The organism is Streptomyces sp. DS1-CR2, assembly GCF_055760475.1.
Genome location: NZ_CM147085.1, coordinates 4,147,052 through 4,164,411, shown reverse-complemented (window position 1 = coordinate 4,164,411; position 17,360 = coordinate 4,147,052). Strand labels below are relative to the sequence as shown.

15 protein-coding genes are annotated in these 17,360 nt (G+C 73.8%); 5 read left to right on the top strand and 10 right to left on the bottom strand.

What is annotated here, in order from left to right; translation table 11 throughout:
* Nucleotides 1-53 precede the first annotated feature (53 nt).
* Entirely contained in the window at nucleotides 54-2,573 is a 2,520-nt protein-coding gene (locus ACY0PA_RS19985) for a helicase-associated domain-containing protein (RefSeq protein ID WP_473085901.1), read from the bottom strand.
* A gap of 141 nt (nucleotides 2,574-2,714) precedes the next feature.
* Here ACY0PA_RS19985 and ACY0PA_RS19980 point away from each other — a divergent pair, with 141 nt between their 5' ends.
* A complete protein-coding gene (locus ACY0PA_RS19980) occupies nucleotides 2,715-3,716 on the top strand; it encodes a hypothetical protein (protein ID WP_473085900.1) in 1,002 nt (333 codons plus the stop codon).
* Nucleotides 3,717-3,728: 12 nt separating this feature from the next.
* Here the strand turns inward: ACY0PA_RS19980 and ACY0PA_RS19975 are convergent, their stop codons facing one another.
* The 4 genes from ACY0PA_RS19975 to ACY0PA_RS19960 are packed head-to-tail and all read right to left on the bottom strand — an operon-like array spanning nucleotide 3,729 to nucleotide 7,613.
* On the bottom strand, nucleotides 3,729-4,706 hold the full coding sequence (locus ACY0PA_RS19975) for an ABC transporter substrate-binding protein (protein ID WP_473085899.1): 978 nt from the start codon (nucleotides 4,704-4,706) through the stop codon (nucleotides 3,729-3,731).
* Nucleotides 4,703-5,542, bottom strand: coding sequence for an ABC transporter ATP-binding protein (locus tag ACY0PA_RS19970; protein ID WP_473085898.1), 840 nt, complete (start codon nucleotides 5,540-5,542; stop codon nucleotides 4,703-4,705). Before ACY0PA_RS19970 ends, ACY0PA_RS19975 begins: the two co-directional genes overlap by 4 nt.
* The gene (locus ACY0PA_RS19965) at nucleotides 5,539-6,600 is read right to left on the bottom strand and encodes a FecCD family ABC transporter permease (RefSeq protein ID WP_473085897.1); all 1,062 of its coding nucleotides are present in this window, start codon (nucleotides 6,598-6,600) and stop codon (nucleotides 5,539-5,541) included. The genes ACY0PA_RS19970 and ACY0PA_RS19965 overlap by 4 nt, the downstream gene beginning before the upstream one ends.
* A complete protein-coding gene (locus tag ACY0PA_RS19960) occupies nucleotides 6,597-7,613 on the bottom strand; it encodes a FecCD family ABC transporter permease (protein ID WP_473085896.1) in 1,017 nt (338 codons plus the stop codon). The genes ACY0PA_RS19965 and ACY0PA_RS19960 overlap by 4 nt, the downstream gene beginning before the upstream one ends.
* 56 nt (nucleotides 7,614-7,669) lie before the next feature.
* Here ACY0PA_RS19960 and ACY0PA_RS19955 point away from each other — a divergent pair, with 56 nt between their 5' ends.
* Nucleotides 7,670-8,326 carry an HAD family hydrolase gene (locus ACY0PA_RS19955; protein WP_473085895.1) on the top strand — a complete coding sequence of 219 codons (657 nt, stop codon included), beginning with the start codon at nucleotides 7,670-7,672 and terminating at the stop codon, nucleotides 8,324-8,326.
* Here ACY0PA_RS19955 and ACY0PA_RS19950 read toward each other — a convergent pair.
* Nucleotides 8,305-8,586 (bottom strand): hypothetical protein, encoded by a 282-nt coding sequence (locus ACY0PA_RS19950; protein WP_473085894.1) that lies wholly within the window; start codon nucleotides 8,584-8,586, stop codon nucleotides 8,305-8,307. The two genes, ACY0PA_RS19955 and ACY0PA_RS19950, sit on opposite strands and share 22 nt — an antisense overlap.
* A 154-nt stretch (nucleotides 8,587-8,740) precedes the next feature.
* Here ACY0PA_RS19950 and ACY0PA_RS19945 point away from each other — a divergent pair, with 154 nt between their 5' ends.
* Entirely contained in the window at nucleotides 8,741-9,124 is a 384-nt protein-coding gene (locus ACY0PA_RS19945; protein ID WP_100595742.1) for a cold-shock protein, read from the top strand.
* Between the two features lie 167 nt (nucleotides 9,125-9,291).
* On the opposite strand, the gene ACY0PA_RS19940 is transcribed toward ACY0PA_RS19945, so the two are convergent.
* From ACY0PA_RS19940 to ACY0PA_RS19925, 4 genes are all read right to left on the bottom strand, one after another.
* A complete protein-coding gene (locus ACY0PA_RS19940; RefSeq protein WP_473085893.1) occupies nucleotides 9,292-10,149 on the bottom strand; it encodes a 1,4-dihydroxy-6-naphthoate synthase in 858 nt (285 codons plus the stop codon).
* Entirely contained in the window at nucleotides 10,146-10,853 is a 708-nt protein-coding gene (locus tag ACY0PA_RS19935) for a futalosine hydrolase (protein ID WP_406105795.1), read from the bottom strand. Before ACY0PA_RS19935 ends, ACY0PA_RS19940 begins: the two co-directional genes overlap by 4 nt.
* Nucleotides 10,823-11,299, bottom strand: coding sequence for a DUF2771 domain-containing protein (locus ACY0PA_RS19930; protein ID WP_473085892.1), 477 nt, complete (start codon nucleotides 11,297-11,299; stop codon nucleotides 10,823-10,825). The genes ACY0PA_RS19935 and ACY0PA_RS19930 overlap by 31 nt, the downstream gene beginning before the upstream one ends.
* A 102-nt stretch (nucleotides 11,300-11,401) precedes the next feature.
* Nucleotides 11,402-12,799 carry an MFS transporter gene (locus tag ACY0PA_RS19925; protein WP_473085891.1) on the bottom strand — a complete coding sequence of 466 codons (1,398 nt, stop codon included), beginning with the start codon at nucleotides 12,797-12,799 and terminating at the stop codon, nucleotides 11,402-11,404.
* 335 nt (nucleotides 12,800-13,134) lie between these two features.
* Between ACY0PA_RS19925 and ACY0PA_RS19920 the strand changes: the two genes are divergently transcribed.
* The gene (locus ACY0PA_RS19920) at nucleotides 13,135-14,058 is read left to right on the top strand and encodes a DUF3027 domain-containing protein (protein ID WP_473085890.1); all 924 of its coding nucleotides are present in this window, start codon (nucleotides 13,135-13,137) and stop codon (nucleotides 14,056-14,058) included.
* 89 nt (nucleotides 14,059-14,147) lie between these two features.
* On the top strand, nucleotides 14,148-17,300 hold the full coding sequence (locus tag ACY0PA_RS19915; protein WP_473086375.1) for a sacsin N-terminal ATP-binding-like domain-containing protein: 3,153 nt from the start codon (nucleotides 14,148-14,150) through the stop codon (nucleotides 17,298-17,300).
* Nucleotides 17,301-17,360 lie beyond the last annotated feature (60 nt).

Here is a 17,360-nt window from a genome sequence, read left to right as displayed (position 1 = left end):
AACCGCGTACGGTCGGCCGCCGACGGGACGTGGGGGAGGCACGGACCCCGGGGTCAGGCCTCGGCCTCCAGCTCGGCCACCCCGGTCACCCGGTGCAGCGGATACGTCCGCACCTCGTCCGCCGTGTGGTCGTACGCGGTGACGAACCCGCCCTCGACCCGGATCGGGGCGATCACGCGCTGGCTGGCGGTGCCCTCCGCGTTCACATAGCCGATCCACACGGCCTCGCCCGTCAGGACGGCCGCCTGCATCGTGGCCAGCGTGTCCGCCGCGCTGGTGCGGGGAAGCGCCCCGCTCTGCTCGCCCGGCGCGTGCTTGCGCGGCGTCGTGGAGGCGAGGTCACCCGCGCGGATCGCGCGCACGGCGGCGGTCAGGAGCGTGCCGTCCGGCACAGGCGGTCCCTCCGGGACGGGCTCGGGGGCGCTGCGCGGCCCAGTGCGGCGGGCGTGGGCGCGGGTGATCAGCACATCGCCCTCGGGACTCTCCGCGGCGGGCGCGAACCCCATCTGCCGCAGGCCCTCCAGGAGCGCCGCGGGATCGGCCTGCGCGGCGAGGACGGTCGGCGCGAGCCGCCGCAGGCGCAGGCCGGCGGAGCGCTTGTCGGCGAGGATCTCGCCCAGGAGTACGTCGTCGTCGCAGCGCACGTACGCGGAGGCGGCGCCGATGCGCAGATGCCCGTGCTTACGGGCCACGTCGTCGATCAGGTACGCGAGGGGCTGCGGGACGGGCGTACGGGAGTGCGTGTTCAGGAAGTCGTGCAGGTCGGAGGCGGTGCGGCCGGAGTCGAGTGCGCGCCGTACGGACCCGGGGGTGAACCGGTAGACGGTCGCGCCGCCCTTGGACTCCACGTCGGCGAGGACGGAGAGCGCCTCGGCGAGGGGCCGTTCCAGGGGCCCGGGGGCGACCGCGGTCAGGTCGGCCTGAAGAAGGACATGGTCCAGCGGCTCGGGCAGCAGCGGAGCGAGCAGAGCGACGGCGGCCGCCTCCGCGGCAGTCGTCACACCGCCCTCAAGGAGTGCCCGCCCGTGCTCGGACAGGGCACCCCGGCCCGTGACGCCGAGCAGCTCCGCCTCGGTGAGGGTCCACCGGGCGATGCGGGCGCGCAGGTCGTCGGGGTCACCGGCCTCGTCGGAGGAGGCGGCGGCGCCGCGCAGGGGCCGCTCCCAGCGGAGCCGGGCGAGGAGGGTCTCGGGGTCGGGTGAGGCGCCTTCGGGCAGCTCGGCGAGGAGCGCGAGCACGCGGCGGCGGACCTCGGGGGCGGCCGAGCGGTCGAGGTTCGGCCCGAGGGCGGAGAGGGTGCGCCCGGCGGCGGAGACGGCGACGCCGCCGTCGCGCCCGGCGACGAGCCCGGGTGTGCGGGTGGCGGGGAGCCAGGCGGCGACGAGCCGCGCCCAGCGCTCGGCGGCGGGCTGCTCCAGCCAGGTGTCGTAGGCGGGCGTCGCGGCGTACTGCTCGTCGGCCTCGCCGTCGGGCGCGATGAGCCCGGCCGCGTAGGCGAGTTCGACCCAGAACGCGGCGAGGGGCTCGGTGGTGTCGAGGGCGGCGGCGGTGCGCTTGAGGTCGCGCACGCTGAGCCCGCCGGCGCGCAGAACGGCGGGCCCGCCCTCGTCCCAGTCCTTGAGCAGCTCCTCGACGGTGGCGAGCGCGGTGTAGGCCTGCCCGGCGCCGGTCGCGTTCACGACGGTGGGGCGGTGGGTGGCGGCGGGTTCGACGGCGGGGGGTACGGGTTCCAGGGCGCGGTGGGCGCGTCCGCCGCGCAGGTGGAGGGCGGCCTCGCGGGGCAGCACGACGGTCCCGGGGGCGGTCGGCAGGAGGAGTCCGCGGTCGAGGAGCCAGCGCAGATGGGCGGCGGGCTCGGCGGTGACCTGGCCGTAGGGCGGGCCCCAGACGAGCCGGGAGAGGACCTCGACGGCGTCCGCGGGCGCCTCGTCGAGGAGGGCCGACATGCGCGGCCGGTCGGTGAAGAGCGCGGTCAGCGAGGCGACGGCGGAGACCGGGTCGTGCGTGGAGGCGAGGCCCGCGGCCGCCACGATCTCCTGGACGCGGCCGGGGGACATGCCCGCGGTGGCCTCGGCGACGGTGGGGCCGAGGCCCGTGGGGGAGGGCCGCTGGGGCGCGGGGGCGAGCAGCTCGCGGGCGGTGCGCACGAGACGGAGCCGGTCGTCGGGCCCCCAGATCAGGGCCTGTTCGCGCAGGGCGGCGACGGCGCGGGGCAGAGCGGCGGAGACCGTACGGGCGTCCACGCCCGCGTCGTCACCCTCGTCCCCGGCGAGCAGAGCGAGGAGGGTGCCGTACGTGGTGGGCTCCGGGGCGACGGCCAGCGCCTCCGCGGTCTGGAGAGTGAAGCGGTCCAGGTGCTCGAGCGCGCGGATCACGGAGGCGCGGGTGCCCGCACGGGTGGCGAGCTGCGTGAGGTCGCCGGGAACAGGGTTGAGCAGATCGGGGCGGGCGCGCAGGAGTGCGCCGAGGGAGGCGTCGTCGCGGGCGCGCAACGCCTCGGCGAGGGACCGGGGGGCCGTACTCCCCGCCCCGCTCCCGTCCTCGGCGGCGCGGTGCGGCTCGTGAGTGCTCATCCGGGCCACGGTAGCGCCTGACCGGCCCGCCGGGCGGCGGCCCCGCTGGGCCCGGAAGAGGCCCCCGGCGCCGCGCCGGGCACGGTAACGTCGTAAAACGGGTGAACGAACCGTCAACATCACCACCCCGGAGGGGACTTCGTGGGGATCGAGAGCGATCAGCTCGTCTTCGACTATCTGAGCCGGGTCGGCGACCTGGCCCAGCAGCGTCAGCTGCCTTCTGGCACGCGGATGCGCCTGGTGTCGGAGCTGCGCAACGAGATCGAGGCGCGGCGCGCGAAAACGACGGTGGACAGCCCGGCCGCGGTGCGCCGGATCCTGGAGCGCCTCGGCACGCCGGACGAGGTGGTGACGGGCGCGGGCAGGGGCCGCGGTCCGGCGGAGCCGGAGGCGCCGCGGGCGGCGGTGCCCGTGCAGAGGTCGAAGGAGCCGCGGCCCAAGGAGCCCCGTCCGAAGGGCCTTCGGCGGATCGTGCCGGGCCCGCGCGCGGAGCCGCAGGAGGACGAGGAGGCGCGGGACGCGCCGTCGCCGCCGCATCTGGCGGGGACGGACGAGCTGGGGGAGCCGGGTTCGGAGCCGGACTGGTGGCGCGTGGACAGCAGCCCGTTCGGCGTTGCGGACAGCGTGCCGGGATTCGTGGGCGGCGTCGAGATCCCGGAGATACTCAAGCCGCCGGCCAAGGACGAACCGCGCCTGCCCAAGGCACGCAAGGCCGCAGCCGCGACGGAGGACGAACTCCCGGACGACGAGCCGCAGACGGGCACGGAGAAGACGTCCCGGGGGCGCCGCCTCCCGTCCCCGCCCGGCTGGTCGAACCCGCTCCTGCTGCTCGCCGCCGCGCTCCTCGTGGCCGGCGCGGTCATGGGCAACTGGTTCGCGCTGGGCCTCGGCTGGATCATCGCGTACGCGTCGCGGCGCCTGAGCGAGGGCGAGTCGAAGGTGGCGGTGCTGTGGCTGCCGGGGCTCGCGGTGACAGCCGGGCTCGTGTGGCTGTGGGGCCGTAACACCGGGCGGTGGGGCGAGCCGATCGCGGACGGGCGGATGAGCGACGCGATCGGCACGACGTGGCCGTGGGTGGTGCGGGGGGCGGCCGTCGCCTCCGCGCTCTTCGTGGTGTGGAGATCGCAGCGGCAACGGCCGTGAAGAGAGAGGCTGTCAGGCGGTCAGGTCCTTCTGGAACTCGTCGAGGATCTGGTGCGCGGCGGTGTAGCCGATGCCCGCGATCCACAGGTTGTCGTCGACCTTGAAGACCTTGCCGTCCTTGGACGCCGTGAGGTTCTTCCACAGGCCGCTCTTCATCGTCTGCGTCGCCTTGGCCTTGCCCGGGTCGCCGTAGGTCGAGGTGAAGATGACGTCCGCGTCGGCGAGGTCGATCTTCTCGGGGCTCACGTCGTACGAGAACCCGTCCTTGGCCTTGTCGGTGAGGGCGGGGCGGCCGACGCCCAGGTCGGCGAGGATCGAGCCGATGTAGTTCTGCTTGCCGTAGATGCGGATGTCGGCGCCCTCGACGAAGCGGACGAAGTTGATGTCCGTCGCGGCGGCCTTCTCCTTGCCGCCGATCGCGGTGGTCACCTTCGCGACGTGCGCGTCGTAGCCGGCGACGGCCTTCTTCGCCTCGGCCTTCCTGCCGAGCGCGTCGGCGTGGACCTGGAAGTTCTCCTTCCAGGCGGTGCCGGTGGACTCCGTCATCACCGTCGGGGCGATGGCGCTGAGCTGCTTGTAGCGGGCGCCGTCGCGGACCTTGCTGGTGAGGATGAGGTCGGGTTCGAGGGCGGCGACGGCCTCCATGTCGGGGTTGGCGATCTCGCCGACCTCCTTGATGCCCTTCACCTCGTCTTTGGGCAGGTAGGACGGGAAGCCCTCCTCCGTCGCCGCGTGCGTCGCGCCGACGGGCTTCACGCCGAGGGTGAGCGCGGAGTCGAGCTCGCCGGTGTCCAGGACGACGACGCGGGTGGGGTGTTCGGGCACCTTCACGTCGCCCATCGCCGTACTGACCGTGTGCGTCTTCAGGGATGCCGACCCGGCCGCGTCGGAGCCGGAGTCCCTGTCGGGCGAGCCGCAGGCGGTCAGGGCCAGGGCGCCGGTCAGGGTGAGGGCACCGGCGGTCAGGGCGGGGCGGGCGCTGCGGGTCATGAGGCTGCCTTTCGGGAAAGGGCGTCGGACGGAGCGCCGGACCGGGCGCCGGCCTGCCAGGGGGCGCCGGGCACGATCAGCGGGGAGCCGGTCACGGGGTCGGGGACGACCACGCAGTCCAGGCCGAACACCTCCCGTACGAGATCCGCCGTGACGACCTCGGCGGGCGGGCCCTCGGCGACGACGCGGCCGGACTTCATGGCGACGAGGTGGTCGGCGTAGCGCGCCGCCTGGTTGAGGTCGTGCAGGACGAGGACGACGGTGCGGTCCTTGTCGTGGTTCAACTGGCGTACGAGGTCGAGGACTTCGACCTGGTGGGCGATGTCGAGATACGTCGTCGGCTCGTCGAGGAGCAGCAGTTCGGTCTCCTGGGCGAGCGCCATGGCGATCCAGACGCGCTGGCGCTGGCCGCCGGAGAGCTCGTCGACGGAGCGCTCCGCGAGGGCCGCGACGTCGGTGCGTTCCATGGCCTCGGTGACGGCGCGCTCGTCGGCGTCGGACCACTGCTGCCACCAGTGCTGGTGGGGCTGGCGGCCGCGGGCCACGAGGTCGGCGACGGTGATCGCCTCGGGCGCCACGGGCGTCTGCGGCAGCAGCCCGATCTGCTGGGCGATCTTCTTGGTGGGCAGCTTGGTGAGCGCTTCGCCGTCGAGGAGCACGGAGCCGCTCTTCGGCTTGAGGAGCCGGCCGAGGGCGCGCAGCGTGGTCGACTTGCCGCAGGCGTTGGGTCCGACGATGACGGTGACGCGGCCGTCGGGGACGGCGAGGTCGAGGTCGTGGACGACGGTGCGGTCCTCGTAGGCGAGGGTGAGCGCGCTGGTGCTGAGCCGGGTCACCGGTTTCCTCCCGTGCGGCTGCGGATGATGAGCCAGATCAGGTACGGCGCCCCGACGGCGGCCGTGAGGACACCCACCGGGAGTTCGGTGGGCGAGAACAGGCGCCGGGCCAGCAGGTCGGCCACGACGACGATGAACGCGCCCAGGAGCGCCGAGCACAGGAGCGGGATCTGGGCGGTACGGGTCACCCGGCGGGCGATCTGCGGGGCCAGGAGCGCGACGAAGTCGACGGGCCCGGCGGCGCCGGTCGCGACGGACGCGAGGACGACGCCCAGTAGGACGAGGCCGAGGCGTACGCGGCCGAGGCGGACGCCGAGCGCGGTCGCCGTGTCGTCGTCCATGGCCACGGTGCGCTGGGCGCGCGCGGCCCACGCGACGAACGGGACGAGGACGAGGAGGGTCAGGCCGAGCGGGGCGGCCTCCGCCCAGCCGCGGCCGTTGAGCGAGCCCGTCATCCAGATCTGCGCCTGCTGGGCGACGAGGTAGTCGCCCTTCGTCATGAAGAGCGTCGTCACCGACCGCAGCGCGATGGCGAAGCCGATGCCGATGAGGACGAAGCGCGTCGCGTGGAGTCCGCCGCGCCACGCGAAGGCGTACACGAGGAGCGCCGCGAGGAGGCCCCCGAGTACGGAGAGGTAGGGCAGGACCGCGTACGACGTGACGCCGAACGTCATCGCGCCGACGGTCAGCGCGCTCGCGCCCTGGCTGATGCCGATGATGTCGGGGGACGCCAGCGGGTTGCGGGCGACGGTCTGGATGAGGGCGCCCGCGACGCCGAACGCGGCGCCGGCCAGGAGGCCGACGACCATGCGGGGGGCGCGCAGCGTGCCGACGACGAGTTCGTCCGGCGACGGCCGGCCGGTGATGACCCTGAGGACTTCGCCGGGGGCGATGAACGACTCGCCGACACAGAGGTAGGCGAGGCAGGCGACCGCGAGGAGGACCAGGAGGGACGCGGCGGCGACGGCGGCCCTGCGGTGCAGGAGGAAGGCGGCGCCGCCCGCCCGGACGACGGAGTACCCGGCGGGGCGGACCCGGGGCGCGGTGGTCGTACTCATGCGGGGACCGCCTTGCGCCGGACCAGGGTGACGAGGAACGGGACGCCGATCAGCGCGGTCATCACACCCGCGGGCACCTCGCTCGGCGGGAAGACGACGCGGCCCACGGTGTCGGAGACGAGGAGCATGACGGGGCCGATGAGGGCCGCCATCGGCAGGACCCAGCGGTGGTCGCTGCCCACGACGGCCCGGGCTATGTGCGGAACGGCCAGGCCGATGAAGGCGATCGGTCCGGCGGCGGCGACGCCGACGCCGGTGAGGACGGTCGCGCCGAGGCCGCCGACGATCCGTACGGTCGCGACCCGCTGGCCGAGGCCCTTGGCGACGTCCTCGCCGAGCGCGAGCGCGTCGAGGCCGCGCGCGACGGACAGCACGAGGAGCACGCCGACGACGAGGAACGGCCAGATCTGGCCCACGATGTGCGCGTCTCTGCCGGACAGCGAGCCCACCTGCCAGAACCTGAACTCGTCAAGCGCGGACGCCTTCGTGGTGAGGACGGCCGTGGTGACGGAGACCAGGAGCGCGTTGACCGCGGCGCCCCCGAGCGCGAGTTTCACCGGCGTCGCGCCGCCGCGCCCGCCGGAGGCGATGGCGTAGACGGCGACGGACGCGAGCGCGGCGCCCGCGAACGCGAACCAGACGTAGCCGGTGAGCGTGTGGATGCCGGCGAACGCGATCGCGAGGACGACGCCGACGGACGCGCCCTGGCTGATGCCGAGGATCCCGGGGTCGGCGATGGGGTTGCGGGTGATGCCCTGGAGGACGGTCCCGGCGAGGGCGAGCGCGGCGCCCACCATCAGGCCGACCAGCGTGCGCGGCAGCCGCAGACCCCTGATGACCTCGGCATCGTCGCTGTGGCCGCCGTGCACGAGCGCATCGAGGACCGCTGACGGGGCGATCGCGCGGGCGCCGACGGCGAGGCTGAACAGGACCGCGAGAACGAGGGCCACGAGCGCGGCCGCCGTCCAGACGATGCGTCGCCGCGCGGCGGGGGCGGCTGAGATCTGACCCATGGACCAATCCGAGGTTGGTAAGGCTTAGCTAAGCGGCAATCGTACGCCCAGGCACAATGGCTCCCATGGGTGCATACGAGAGCGCGAACGGATCAGCTTCGGGACCGACGGTCGGCTTCGACCTCGACATGACGCTGATCGACTCACGGCCGGGAATCAGGGACACATGGCTGGAACTCGCCCGGCGCACCGGCGCGCGGCTCGACGCCGATCTCATCGTGACGCGGCTCGGCCCGCCGCTGGAGCAGGAGCTGGCCTACTGGTTCCCCGAGGAACGCATCCCGGAGATGGCCGACCTCTACCGGGAGCTCTACCCCGCGCACGCCATCACCGGGACGTACGCGATGCCGGGCGTGCACGAGGCCGTCGCCGCGGTGCACGCGGAGGGCGGCAGGGCGATCGTCGTGACGGCGAAGTACGAGCCCAGCGCGAAGCTCCACCTGGAACACCTGGACATCGCCGCCGACGAGGTCATCGGCAATCTGTGGGCCGAGGGCAAGGCGACGGCGCTGCGCGAGCACGGCGCGTCCGTCTACGTCGGTGACCACACCGGCGACGTGCGCGGCGCCCGTGCCGCCGAGGCGCTGTCCGTCGCGGTGACGACCGGGCCGTGCGACGCGGCCGAACTGCGCGCCGCCGGCGCGGACGTGGTGCTCACGGATCTGACGGAGTTCCCCGCCTGGCTGAAGGCCTACGTCGCCGAGCGGGCCTGACGGCGCTGCACGGCGATCCCGCGCAGCACTCCGGCCGCGGAGATCAGGAAGCCGACGCCCATCAGCATGCACACCGCGTAGGCGACGGGCGGGAACGGGTCGGTTCCGAGGAACAGAGGGGCCATCGTGACCAGAGTGGCCACGGCTCCGACGATGAAGACGATGCCGCCGGCCTTGACGAGGCCGTCGCCGGGTCCGGCGGAATTCGCTTGGGTTTTGTCACGCACCCGACCAGGGTAGTTCCCAGCGCGAAGGAACAATCCGGGTTCCTCGGGCCGTCTTGTCACCGGCTCCTGGACCATTAGCCTGGTGCCGGCGGGTCGGGCGGCCCGCTGCAGTGCTATCCAGAGCCGTTTTCAGCGCCGTTCTTCATCGCTCGGAACGGCATGACGAGTACGAGGACGAGGACTTCACGTGCCTACCGGCAAGGTCAAGTGGTTCAACAGCGAGAAGGGCTTCGGCTTTCTCTCCCGCGACGACGGCGGCGACGTCTTCGTGCATTCCTCCGTACTTCCCGACGGCGTGGACGCTCTCAAGCCGGGCCAGCGTGTCGAGTTCGGCGTCGTCGCGGGACAGCGCGGCGACCAGGCGCTCTCCGTGACGATCCTCGATCCGACCCCGTCCGTGGCCGCGGCACAGCGCCGCAAGCCGGACGAACTGGCCTCGATCGTCCAGGACTTGACGACGCTCCTCGAGAACATCACGCCGATGTTGGAAAAGGGCCGCTACCCGGACAAGGCCTCCGGCGCGAAAATCGCGGGCCTGCTGCGGGCGGTGGCCGACCAGTTGGACGTCTGACGGCCTTACGGGAACGCGAGCACACCCGGGCCGAGGGCGGGCACAAGGCCCTCGGCCGTGGCGTGGGTCAGCAGGCCGCGGATCGCGGCGGCCTCTTTTTTTCTGCCGTCCTCGCGTTGCTTCGCAGGCTTCGGGCGGCTGTGGCGGACTGCGTCCGGCCGCTGTGTTCAGGGGAAGGACAGGGCGCCGGGGCCAAGTGCGGGGACCAGGCCCTCGGCCGCGGCGCGGGTCAGCAGGCCTCGGATCGCCGCGTATCCGTTCTCGCCGAGGTCGGCTGTGAACTCGTTGACGTACAGGCCGATGTGCTGGTCCGCGACGGACGGGTTCATCTCCTGGGCGTGTTCGAGGACGTAGGGGCGGGAGGCCTCCGGGTCGTCCCAGGCCATGCGTACCGACGTGCGGACCGTGTCGGCGAGTTGGCGCAGGCGGTCCTCGCCCAGGCTCCGCTTCGCGATGATCGCGCCGAGCGGGATGGGCAGTCCGGTCGTGTTCTCCCAGTGCTCGCCCATGTCGGCGAGGGAGTGCAGACCGTAGTTCTGGTACGTGAAGCGGGCCTCGTGGATGACGAGTCCGGCGTCGACCTTGCCGTCCCGCACGGCGGGCATGATCTCGTCGAACGGCATCACGACGATCTCGCCGACCCCGCCGGGCACGACGTCCGCGGTCCACAGGCGGAACAGCAGGTACGCCGTCGACTTCTCGCTGGGCACGGCTACGGTCTTGCCGGTCAGGTCGACCCCGGGCTCGCGCGTGAGCACGAGGGGGCCGCAGCCACGGCCGAGGGCGCCGCCGCAGGGCAGCAGCGCGTAGTCGTCGAGGACGTACGGCAGGACGGCGTACGACACCTTCAGCACGTCGAAGTCGGGGGAGCGGCGCTCGGCGACGCCGTTCGTGATGTCGATGTCGGCGAAGGTCACGTCGAGGGCGGGCGCCCCGGGGACGCGGCCGTGGGCCCACGCGTCGAAGACGAACGTGTCGTTCGGGCAGGGCGAGAAGGCGATCCGGAGTTCTTCGGGGTGCGTCATGTGCGGTTCCAACTCTCCAGTACGGGCGCGGACTTCCCGAACGCTTCGGTCAGCGCCGCGAGTGCGTCGCCGATGCGCCAGGCCGCGCGGTCGCGGGGGCCGACGGCATTGGAGACCGCGCGGATCTCCAGGACGGGCACGCCGTGCGCCGCGGCCGCCTCGGCGACCCCGAAGCCCTCCATCGCCTCGGCGGCGGCGCCGGGGTGACGGCGTTGCAGCTCGGCGGCGCGGGCCGCGGTGCCCGTCACGGTGGAGACGGTCAGGACGGTGCCGGTGAGCGCACCGGTGGCCGCGGCGACGTCCCGTACGAGGGAGGGCGGCGGGCGGTGTGTGACCGTGCCGAAGCCGAGCTCGGTGACGGGCAGGAAGCCGTCGGGGGTCTCGGCGCCCAGGTCGGCGGCGGTCAGCGCGTCGGCGACGACGACGGAGCCGAGCGGGGCGTCCGGCTGGAACCCGCCACCGATGCCGGCGGACACGACCAGGCCGTACGGCCGCCCCGACAGGGCGGCGGTGGTGAGGGCGGTGGCGGTACCGGCCGCCGCGGCGGCGGGCCCGACGCCCACCGCGACGACATCGACGGCAGGGTGCGCGGCGCCCGCCTCGGACAGGCCCCTGGCCACCGCGTCCCGCTCCGCGGGGACGGCGGTGGCGATCAGGACCCGCCCGCTGTCCGTCAGGCGTCCTTCTTGAGCTTGAACGACCACAGGCCGGTCGCCTTCGAGCCGCTGCCCTCGACGATGGAGACCGTCGTGGAGCTGCCCGTGGCGCCGTACTGCTGGTTGAAGAACACGCTGCCCGGGACGGTGCGGTACGTCTTCTTGCTGGCGTCGGTCAGCGGCTGACCGTTCATCAGCAGGGTCCAGCCCTTCTCCGCGATGTCCGGGTCGACGCCGAAGCGGACCGTCGCGTCGGGGTCGACCTTGATGGACTTGATGTCCTTGTTCTTGAGGCAGTCCTTCAGCGCGGCGGCGTCCAGGGCCTTGCCGTCGTTGTAGCAGGCTGCTTCCGTCGTCACCGTGGAGCGGCCGACCGTGATGGTCGCCAGCGGCGTCGGCTTGTCGCAGGCCGAGAGGACGAGCAGCCCGGCAGCGACGGCGCCGGCGGCTGCCACGGTGCGGCGGTTTCGCACGGTGAAACGCAGGGAGGTCATGCGGGCAGGCTATCTGGCGGCCCGCGCACACTCGCCATGCGGGTGCGGCGTGCCGCATGCTCACGCCATCCGGGGCGGATCTCCCGCTCTCCCGGCCGTCCCTCACGCCACGCGGCTGCGTGCCTGGCCGCCGTGGCGCGCGGCGGCCAGCAGGCCCCGTACGGTCGTCAGCCAGCCCGTTCCGACGATCGCCGCGGCGACACCGAGGCCCAGTGCTCCGTTCAGCGGCAGCGCGATGCCGATGGCGCCGCCGAGGACCCACGCCATCTGGAGGAGGGTCTCGGAGCGGGCGAACGCGGAGTTGCGGACCTCTTCCGGGACGTCGCGCTGGATCAGGGCGTCCAGGGACAGTTTCGAGAGGGCCTGCGCGAACCCGGCGACGGCCGCAAGGCACGCCGTGAGGAACGCGGTGAAGAACAGCGCGGCCGTGATCGCCACGCCGAGGACCACCGCCACCACCGTCACGATGATGATCTCGGGCGCCCGTGATTTGAGCCACGCCCCGACGGCCGTGCCCAGCGCATTGCCCGCGCCCGCCGAGACGCCGACGATGCTGAGCGACACGGCGGCGCTCTGCCCCGACATGGGGTGCTCGCGCAGCAGGAACGCCAGGAAGAAGATCAGGAAGCCGGAGAGGCAGCGCTGCGAGGCGTTGACGAACAGCGCGTGCGTCACGGCCGGGCCGACCGTGCGCAGACCCGGGCGCTTCTGCTTGGTGGCCTCCTTGTGCGGGCCGTGCAGATGCTGCTCGTCGGCCGCCAGGAGCGCCTTCCCCTCGCCCTTCGCGGAGTCCACCTTGTGCGGCAGCTGGAAGGACAGCACCATCCCCGAAATGAAGATCACAAACGCGCCGTAGAGGGGCCAGCGCGGCCCGAGCATCTGGAGCCCGGCGCCGACCGGAGCGGCCACACCGGTGGCGAGGAGTCCGCCGAGCGTCACCCGCGAATTGGCCTTGACCAGGGAGAAGCGGGGCGGCAGCAGACGCGGCACGACGGCGCTGCGGACCACTCCGTACGCCTTGGACGCCACCAGGACGCCCAGCGCCGCCGGGTACAGCTCCACGCCCCCGCTGACCACCGCCCCGGACAGCACGATCGCGAGGAGTGCCCGCGCCAGCATCGAAGCGGCCATCGCGGCGCGCCGCCCGTGCGGCAGCCGGTCCAGGAGCGGCCCGATGACGGGTGCGAGGAGCGTGAAGGGCGCCATCGTGATGCCGAGGTACAGGGCGACGCGCCCGCGCGCCTCGTCCGTCGGCACCGAGAAGAACACCGTGGACGCGAGCGCGATGGTGATCATGACGTCGCCGGCGCCGTTCACCGCGTGCAGTTCGATCAGTTTTCCCAGACCCGACTCGCCCGCGCCGTGCGCGTGGGTCGCTTTGCGAATCCCGCGCGCCGTGCCGGTGAACGGCAGGTGCAGGGCGCGCCCGAGACCGCGGACCGCCCTGAGTACCGGGCCCGATCCGCCTGCTGCGCGCGCCGAAGACCTCGCGGAAGTCACTCAGCCATAGTGCCCCCGGAAGGTGGTGACTAGTGCCGATATCGGCCGAGCGGGTCGCCGGTACGGCCCCTCGGAACCGCCCCGCCGCGTGGTGCGGGACACAGCTAGTTGTACGTCGGTGTGGGCGCACGGGCCGGGAGAAGGTAGCGTGCGTAACGCGCCTGCGGCAGCTGTCCTCGGCCGCGCGCCTCTCGGTCATCCCGCAGAATGGGTGACGTAGGTGCGCCCGAGGGCGTTCGGGCGCGGACGTCGACGCGGCCCCCTGGTCCGCTCCGTCCGTACCCCCGCGCAAGGGTGGCGCACTCGTGAGACGGCGTAGGAGAGAAGCGATACCTGTGAGCGCAGCGACAACGCGAAGCCGCACCCCTGACCGTCTGTGCGCCGAGGCGGTAGGCCTCGCGCGGACCGCGGCCGAGGAGGCCGCCGCGCCAGGAGTCGTGGGCGAGCACGTCGACGTCGTCGTCGAGGGCGACCGGGTGGTCACGCATCTCTTCGAGTGCAAGGAGTTCGGCTACCGCGGCTGGCGGTGGGCCGTGACGGTCGCGCGTGCCTCCCGCGCCAAGGTCGTCACCCTCGCGGAGACGGTTCTGCTGCCCGGCCCCGACGCGCTCCTCGCCCCCGAGTGGGTGCCGTGGAGCGAGCGGCTGCGGCCCGGCGACATGGGCCCCGGGGACCTGCTCCCGACCGACGCCGAGGATCTTCGGCTCGAGCCCGGCTATTCGGGTGAGGACGTGCCCCCGCCGAACTCCGCGGTGTCCGGTGAGATGGCGGAACTCGCCGACGCGGAGGACGCCGAACTGACGGCGGGACCGCCCGCCGAACTGCCGGTCGCGCCCAAGCGCGGCTCCATCGCGTCGGTCGCCGAGGAGCTCGGCTTGCGGCGCGCCCGGGTCCTGTCCCGGTACGGCCTCCACGTCGCGGCAGACCGCTGGGACGAGGCGTACGGGGCGAAGACACCGATGGCACAGGCGGCGCCCGCCACCTGCGTGTCCTGCGGATTCCTCGCCCCGATCGGCGGCTCGCTCGGCCAGGCCTTCGGCGTCTGCGGCAACGAGTTCTCCCCGGCGGACGGCCGGGTCGTCTCCCTCTCGTACGGCTGTGGTGGCCACTCCGAGGCGGCCGTCATGCCGAAGCCCCCGCGCCCGGCCCTGCCGGTGATCGACGAAACGCGCGTGGACCCGTTCCCCCTGCGCCCGTCGGCAGACTCGGGCTCGGTCCCGACGACCCCGGACGGCACGGAGGACCTGGGCCACTCGTAGCCCTCGCAGTTCTCTTTCCGCGAGCGCGGTAGCGTCTGCGTCGCCAGGGTTGGCCTGGGTGAACGGCAGAGGGAGACCACACCGTGAGCGTGAGCAAGATCGTGCGCCCGGCAGCCGAGGGGATGGATCCGTTCGGGACGGCCCGTCTGCGGCGTGGGGTTCTCGATGCATGGGCAGGCAGCCCGGCCCGCTTCCGTGAGGACGCCAACGCCGAGGAGGACCTCGCCCTCGGCGGCTACCGCGACCGGCTCGTTGTCGAGCTTGCCCAGAACGCCGCCGACGCCGCCGGCCGCGCGGGCGGCACCTCAGGTGGTCGCTTCTCCCTGACCCTGCGCGACGGTGTGCTCGTCGCCGCGAACAGCGGCGCGCCGCTGGACGCCGCCGGTGTCGAGTCGCTGTCCACGCTGCGGGCCTCCGCCAAGCGCGAGCAGGGCGACGGCGCGGTGGGCCGGTTCGGCGTCGGGTTCGCCGCCGTTCTCGCCGTGACCGACGAGCCCGCGGTCGTCGGCCGCACGGGCGGGGTGCGCTGGTCGCTCACCGACGCGCGCGGACTCGCCGCCGACACGGCGCGGCACAGTCCCGGCCTCGGCGACGAACTGCGCCGCCGGGACGGCCATGTGCCGCTGCTCAGGCTCCCGTTCGCCGCGGAGGGCTCCGCCCCGGACCCGTACGGCACCGTCGTGATCCTGCCGCTGCGCGACGCCGCGGCACAGGCGCTCGCGGCGCGGCTCATCGACGCCATCGACGACACACTGCTCCTCGCCCTGCCCGGCCTCGACGAGATCGTCGTGGAGACCGAGTCCGGTACGCGCATCCTGCGCCGCAGGACCGACGGACCCTACGTGGCGGTGGACGACGAGCGCGAGGATGCCGTGTCCGGCAGGCGCGAGAGCGTCACGACCCGCTGGTGCGTCCTCACCCGCAACGGCCCGCTCGACGCCGCACTCCTCGCCGACCGGCCCCTCGAAGAGCGCCTTCGCCCGCACTGGTCCGTGACCTGGGCCGTGCCGGTGGACGCGGACGGCGCCCCCGAGCCGCCCCGCAGCGCGCCCGTGCTGCACGCGCCCACCCCCAGCGACGAGCCGCTCGGCGTGCCCGCTCTGCTCATCGCGTCCTTCCCCCTCGACACGACCCGGCGGCACGCCGCCCCCGGACCGCTCACCGACTTCCTGGTGGAGCGCGCCGCCGACGCCTACGCCGAACTCCTCGCCGGATGGCGCCCGGTGAGCCCCGCCATCCTCGGCCTCGTGCCGGGCCCGCTCGGCCGGGGCGAGCTGGACGGCAGCCTCCGCGGCGCGATCCTGGCCCGGCTGCCCCGCACCGCGTTCCTGCCGCCCGCGCTGCCGCGCGCGAAGGACGACGCCGACGGGCTGCCCGAGACGCTGCGGCCGCGCGAGGCCGAGGTCGTCGAGGGTGCCGGCGCCGAGACCGTGAAGGTCCTCGCCGAGGTCCTGCCGAGCCTGCTGCCCGCGGGCCTGGAGCGCCGCGTCGAGCTGCGGACCCTGGAGGTCGCCCGGGTCCCGCTGACGGAGGCCGTCGACCGGCTCGCCGGTCTGGAGAAGGAACCGGGCTGGTGGCGGCGCCTGTACGACAGCCTCGCGGGCGTCGACCCGGACCGGCTCACCGGGCTTCCGGTGCCGCTGGCCGGGGGGCGTACGACGATCGGGCCGCGGCAGGTGCTGCTGCCCATGCCGGACGTGACACCGGGCGAGACGCTCGCCCGGCTCGGCCTCAAGGTCGCCCACGTGGACGCCGCGCACCCCCTGCTCGAGAAGCTGGGCGCGCTGCCCGCGACGCCCCGCGCCGTCCTGACGACCCCTCAGGTGCGGGCGGCCGTCGCCGGTTCGCTCGACGACGACGCATGGTCCCTCGACGACGACGGCCCGGTCGGCGTGGACGAGCTGGCCGAGCTGGTCCTCACCCTCGTACGGGACGCGAATCTGGAGCCCGGGGACGAGCCGTGGCTGGGCGCGCTCGCGCTGCCCGACGACGAGGGCGAACTCGCGCCCGCCGGTGAACTCGTGCTGCCCGGCAGCCCGTTCGCGCAGGTCGTCCGCGAGGGTGAGCTCGCCATGGTGGACGGCGACCTCGCCGAGCGGTGGGGCGAGCAGCCGCTCGCCGCATGCGGTGTCCTTGCCGGGTTCGCCCTGGTCCGCGCCACCGACGTGGTCCTCGACCCGGACGAACTCGACCCGCGCGAAGGCGACTTCGCCGAGCCGGACGACGCGGGCCTGCTCGACGCGGTCGACGTGTGGTGCGAGGACGTACTCGACCGGCTGCCCCACACCCCCGTGCCGCCCGTCGCCACGGAACTCATCGCCGTACGCGACCTGGACCTCGTCGACGACGACCGCTGGCCCCAGGCCCTCGCCCTCCTCTCCCGCCCGCCGCTGCGCGACGCCCTCACCCAGCCCGTACGGGTCCTGCTGCCCGACGGCACGCACGAGATCGTCCGCCCGTACACGGCGTGGTGGCTGCGTGACCACCCCGTTCTCGACGGCCGCCGGCCGGCCGGTCTGCGCGCGGCCGGCGGTGACCCGCTGCTCGCCGGGCTCTACGACCCGGCGGACGCGACCGGCTTCGAGGACGAGCAGGTGCTGCGCGCGCTCGGCGTGCGCACCTCCGTCGCCGCGCTCCTGGACGAGCCGGGCGGCGCGGCCGAGCTCCTCGACCGTCTCGCCGACCCGGAGCGCGAGGTCGGCGCGTCCCAACTCCACGCCCTGTACGGGGCGCTGGCCGATCTCGACCCGGAGCAGGTGACCCTGCCCGACGAGCTGCGGGCCGTGGTGGACGGCGAGGTCAGGGTCGTGGACGCGGCCGACGCCGTCGTCGCGGACGCGCCCGATCTGCTGCCCCTGAGCGGGGGTCTCGCGCTGCTGCCGGTGAGTCCGGGGCGGGCCGCGGACCTGGCGGACCTGTTCCAGGTGCGGCGGCTGAGCGCGACCGCGGACGCCGAGGTCACGCAGGAGGGCGCCGAACATCCGGTGCCGGAGTCCGTACGGACCCTGCTCGGACCGGCGACTCCGCAGGCGTACGTCGAGCACGAGGAGCTGTTCGTCGCCGGGGTGGAGGTCGACTGGCGGCGCACGCCCGACGGCACGGTCCACGCCTCGACCCTGGAGGGCGTGGCGGCGGGCCTGGCGTGGGCGGCGGGGCAGTGGCCGCGCCGCTTCGAGGTCGCGGCCCTGCTCGAAGACCCGTCGCGTACGGCGGAGTTGGCGCGGGACCGCTGGTTCGACTGAGGGCAAGACTGGCCTGAAGACCACCGTGACGGCGGCCTCGGACGGGTACTGGCGCTACAG

Coding starts and splice junctions, on each gene's coding strand:
- ACY0PA_RS19965 (WP_473085897.1), bottom strand. CDS start 6,600: ATGAGTACGACCACCGCGCCCCGGGTCCGCCCCGCCGGGTACTCCGTC.
- ACY0PA_RS19975 (WP_473085899.1), bottom strand. CDS start 4,706: ATGACCCGCAGCGCCCGCCCCGCCCTGACCGCCGGTGCCCTCACCCTG.
- ACY0PA_RS19955 (WP_473085895.1), top strand. CDS start 7,670: ATGGCTCCCATGGGTGCATACGAGAGCGCGAACGGATCAGCTTCGGGA.
- ACY0PA_RS19930 (WP_473085892.1), bottom strand. CDS start 11,299: ATGACCTCCCTGCGTTTCACCGTGCGAAACCGCCGCACCGTGGCAGCC.
- ACY0PA_RS19940 (WP_473085893.1), bottom strand. CDS start 10,149: ATGACGCACCCCGAAGAACTCCGGATCGCCTTCTCGCCCTGCCCGAAC.
- ACY0PA_RS19985 (WP_473085901.1), bottom strand. CDS start 2,573: ATGAGCACTCACGAGCCGCACCGCGCCGCCGAGGACGGGAGCGGGGCG.
- ACY0PA_RS19960 (WP_473085896.1), bottom strand. CDS start 7,613: ATGGGTCAGATCTCAGCCGCCCCCGCCGCGCGGCGACGCATCGTCTGG.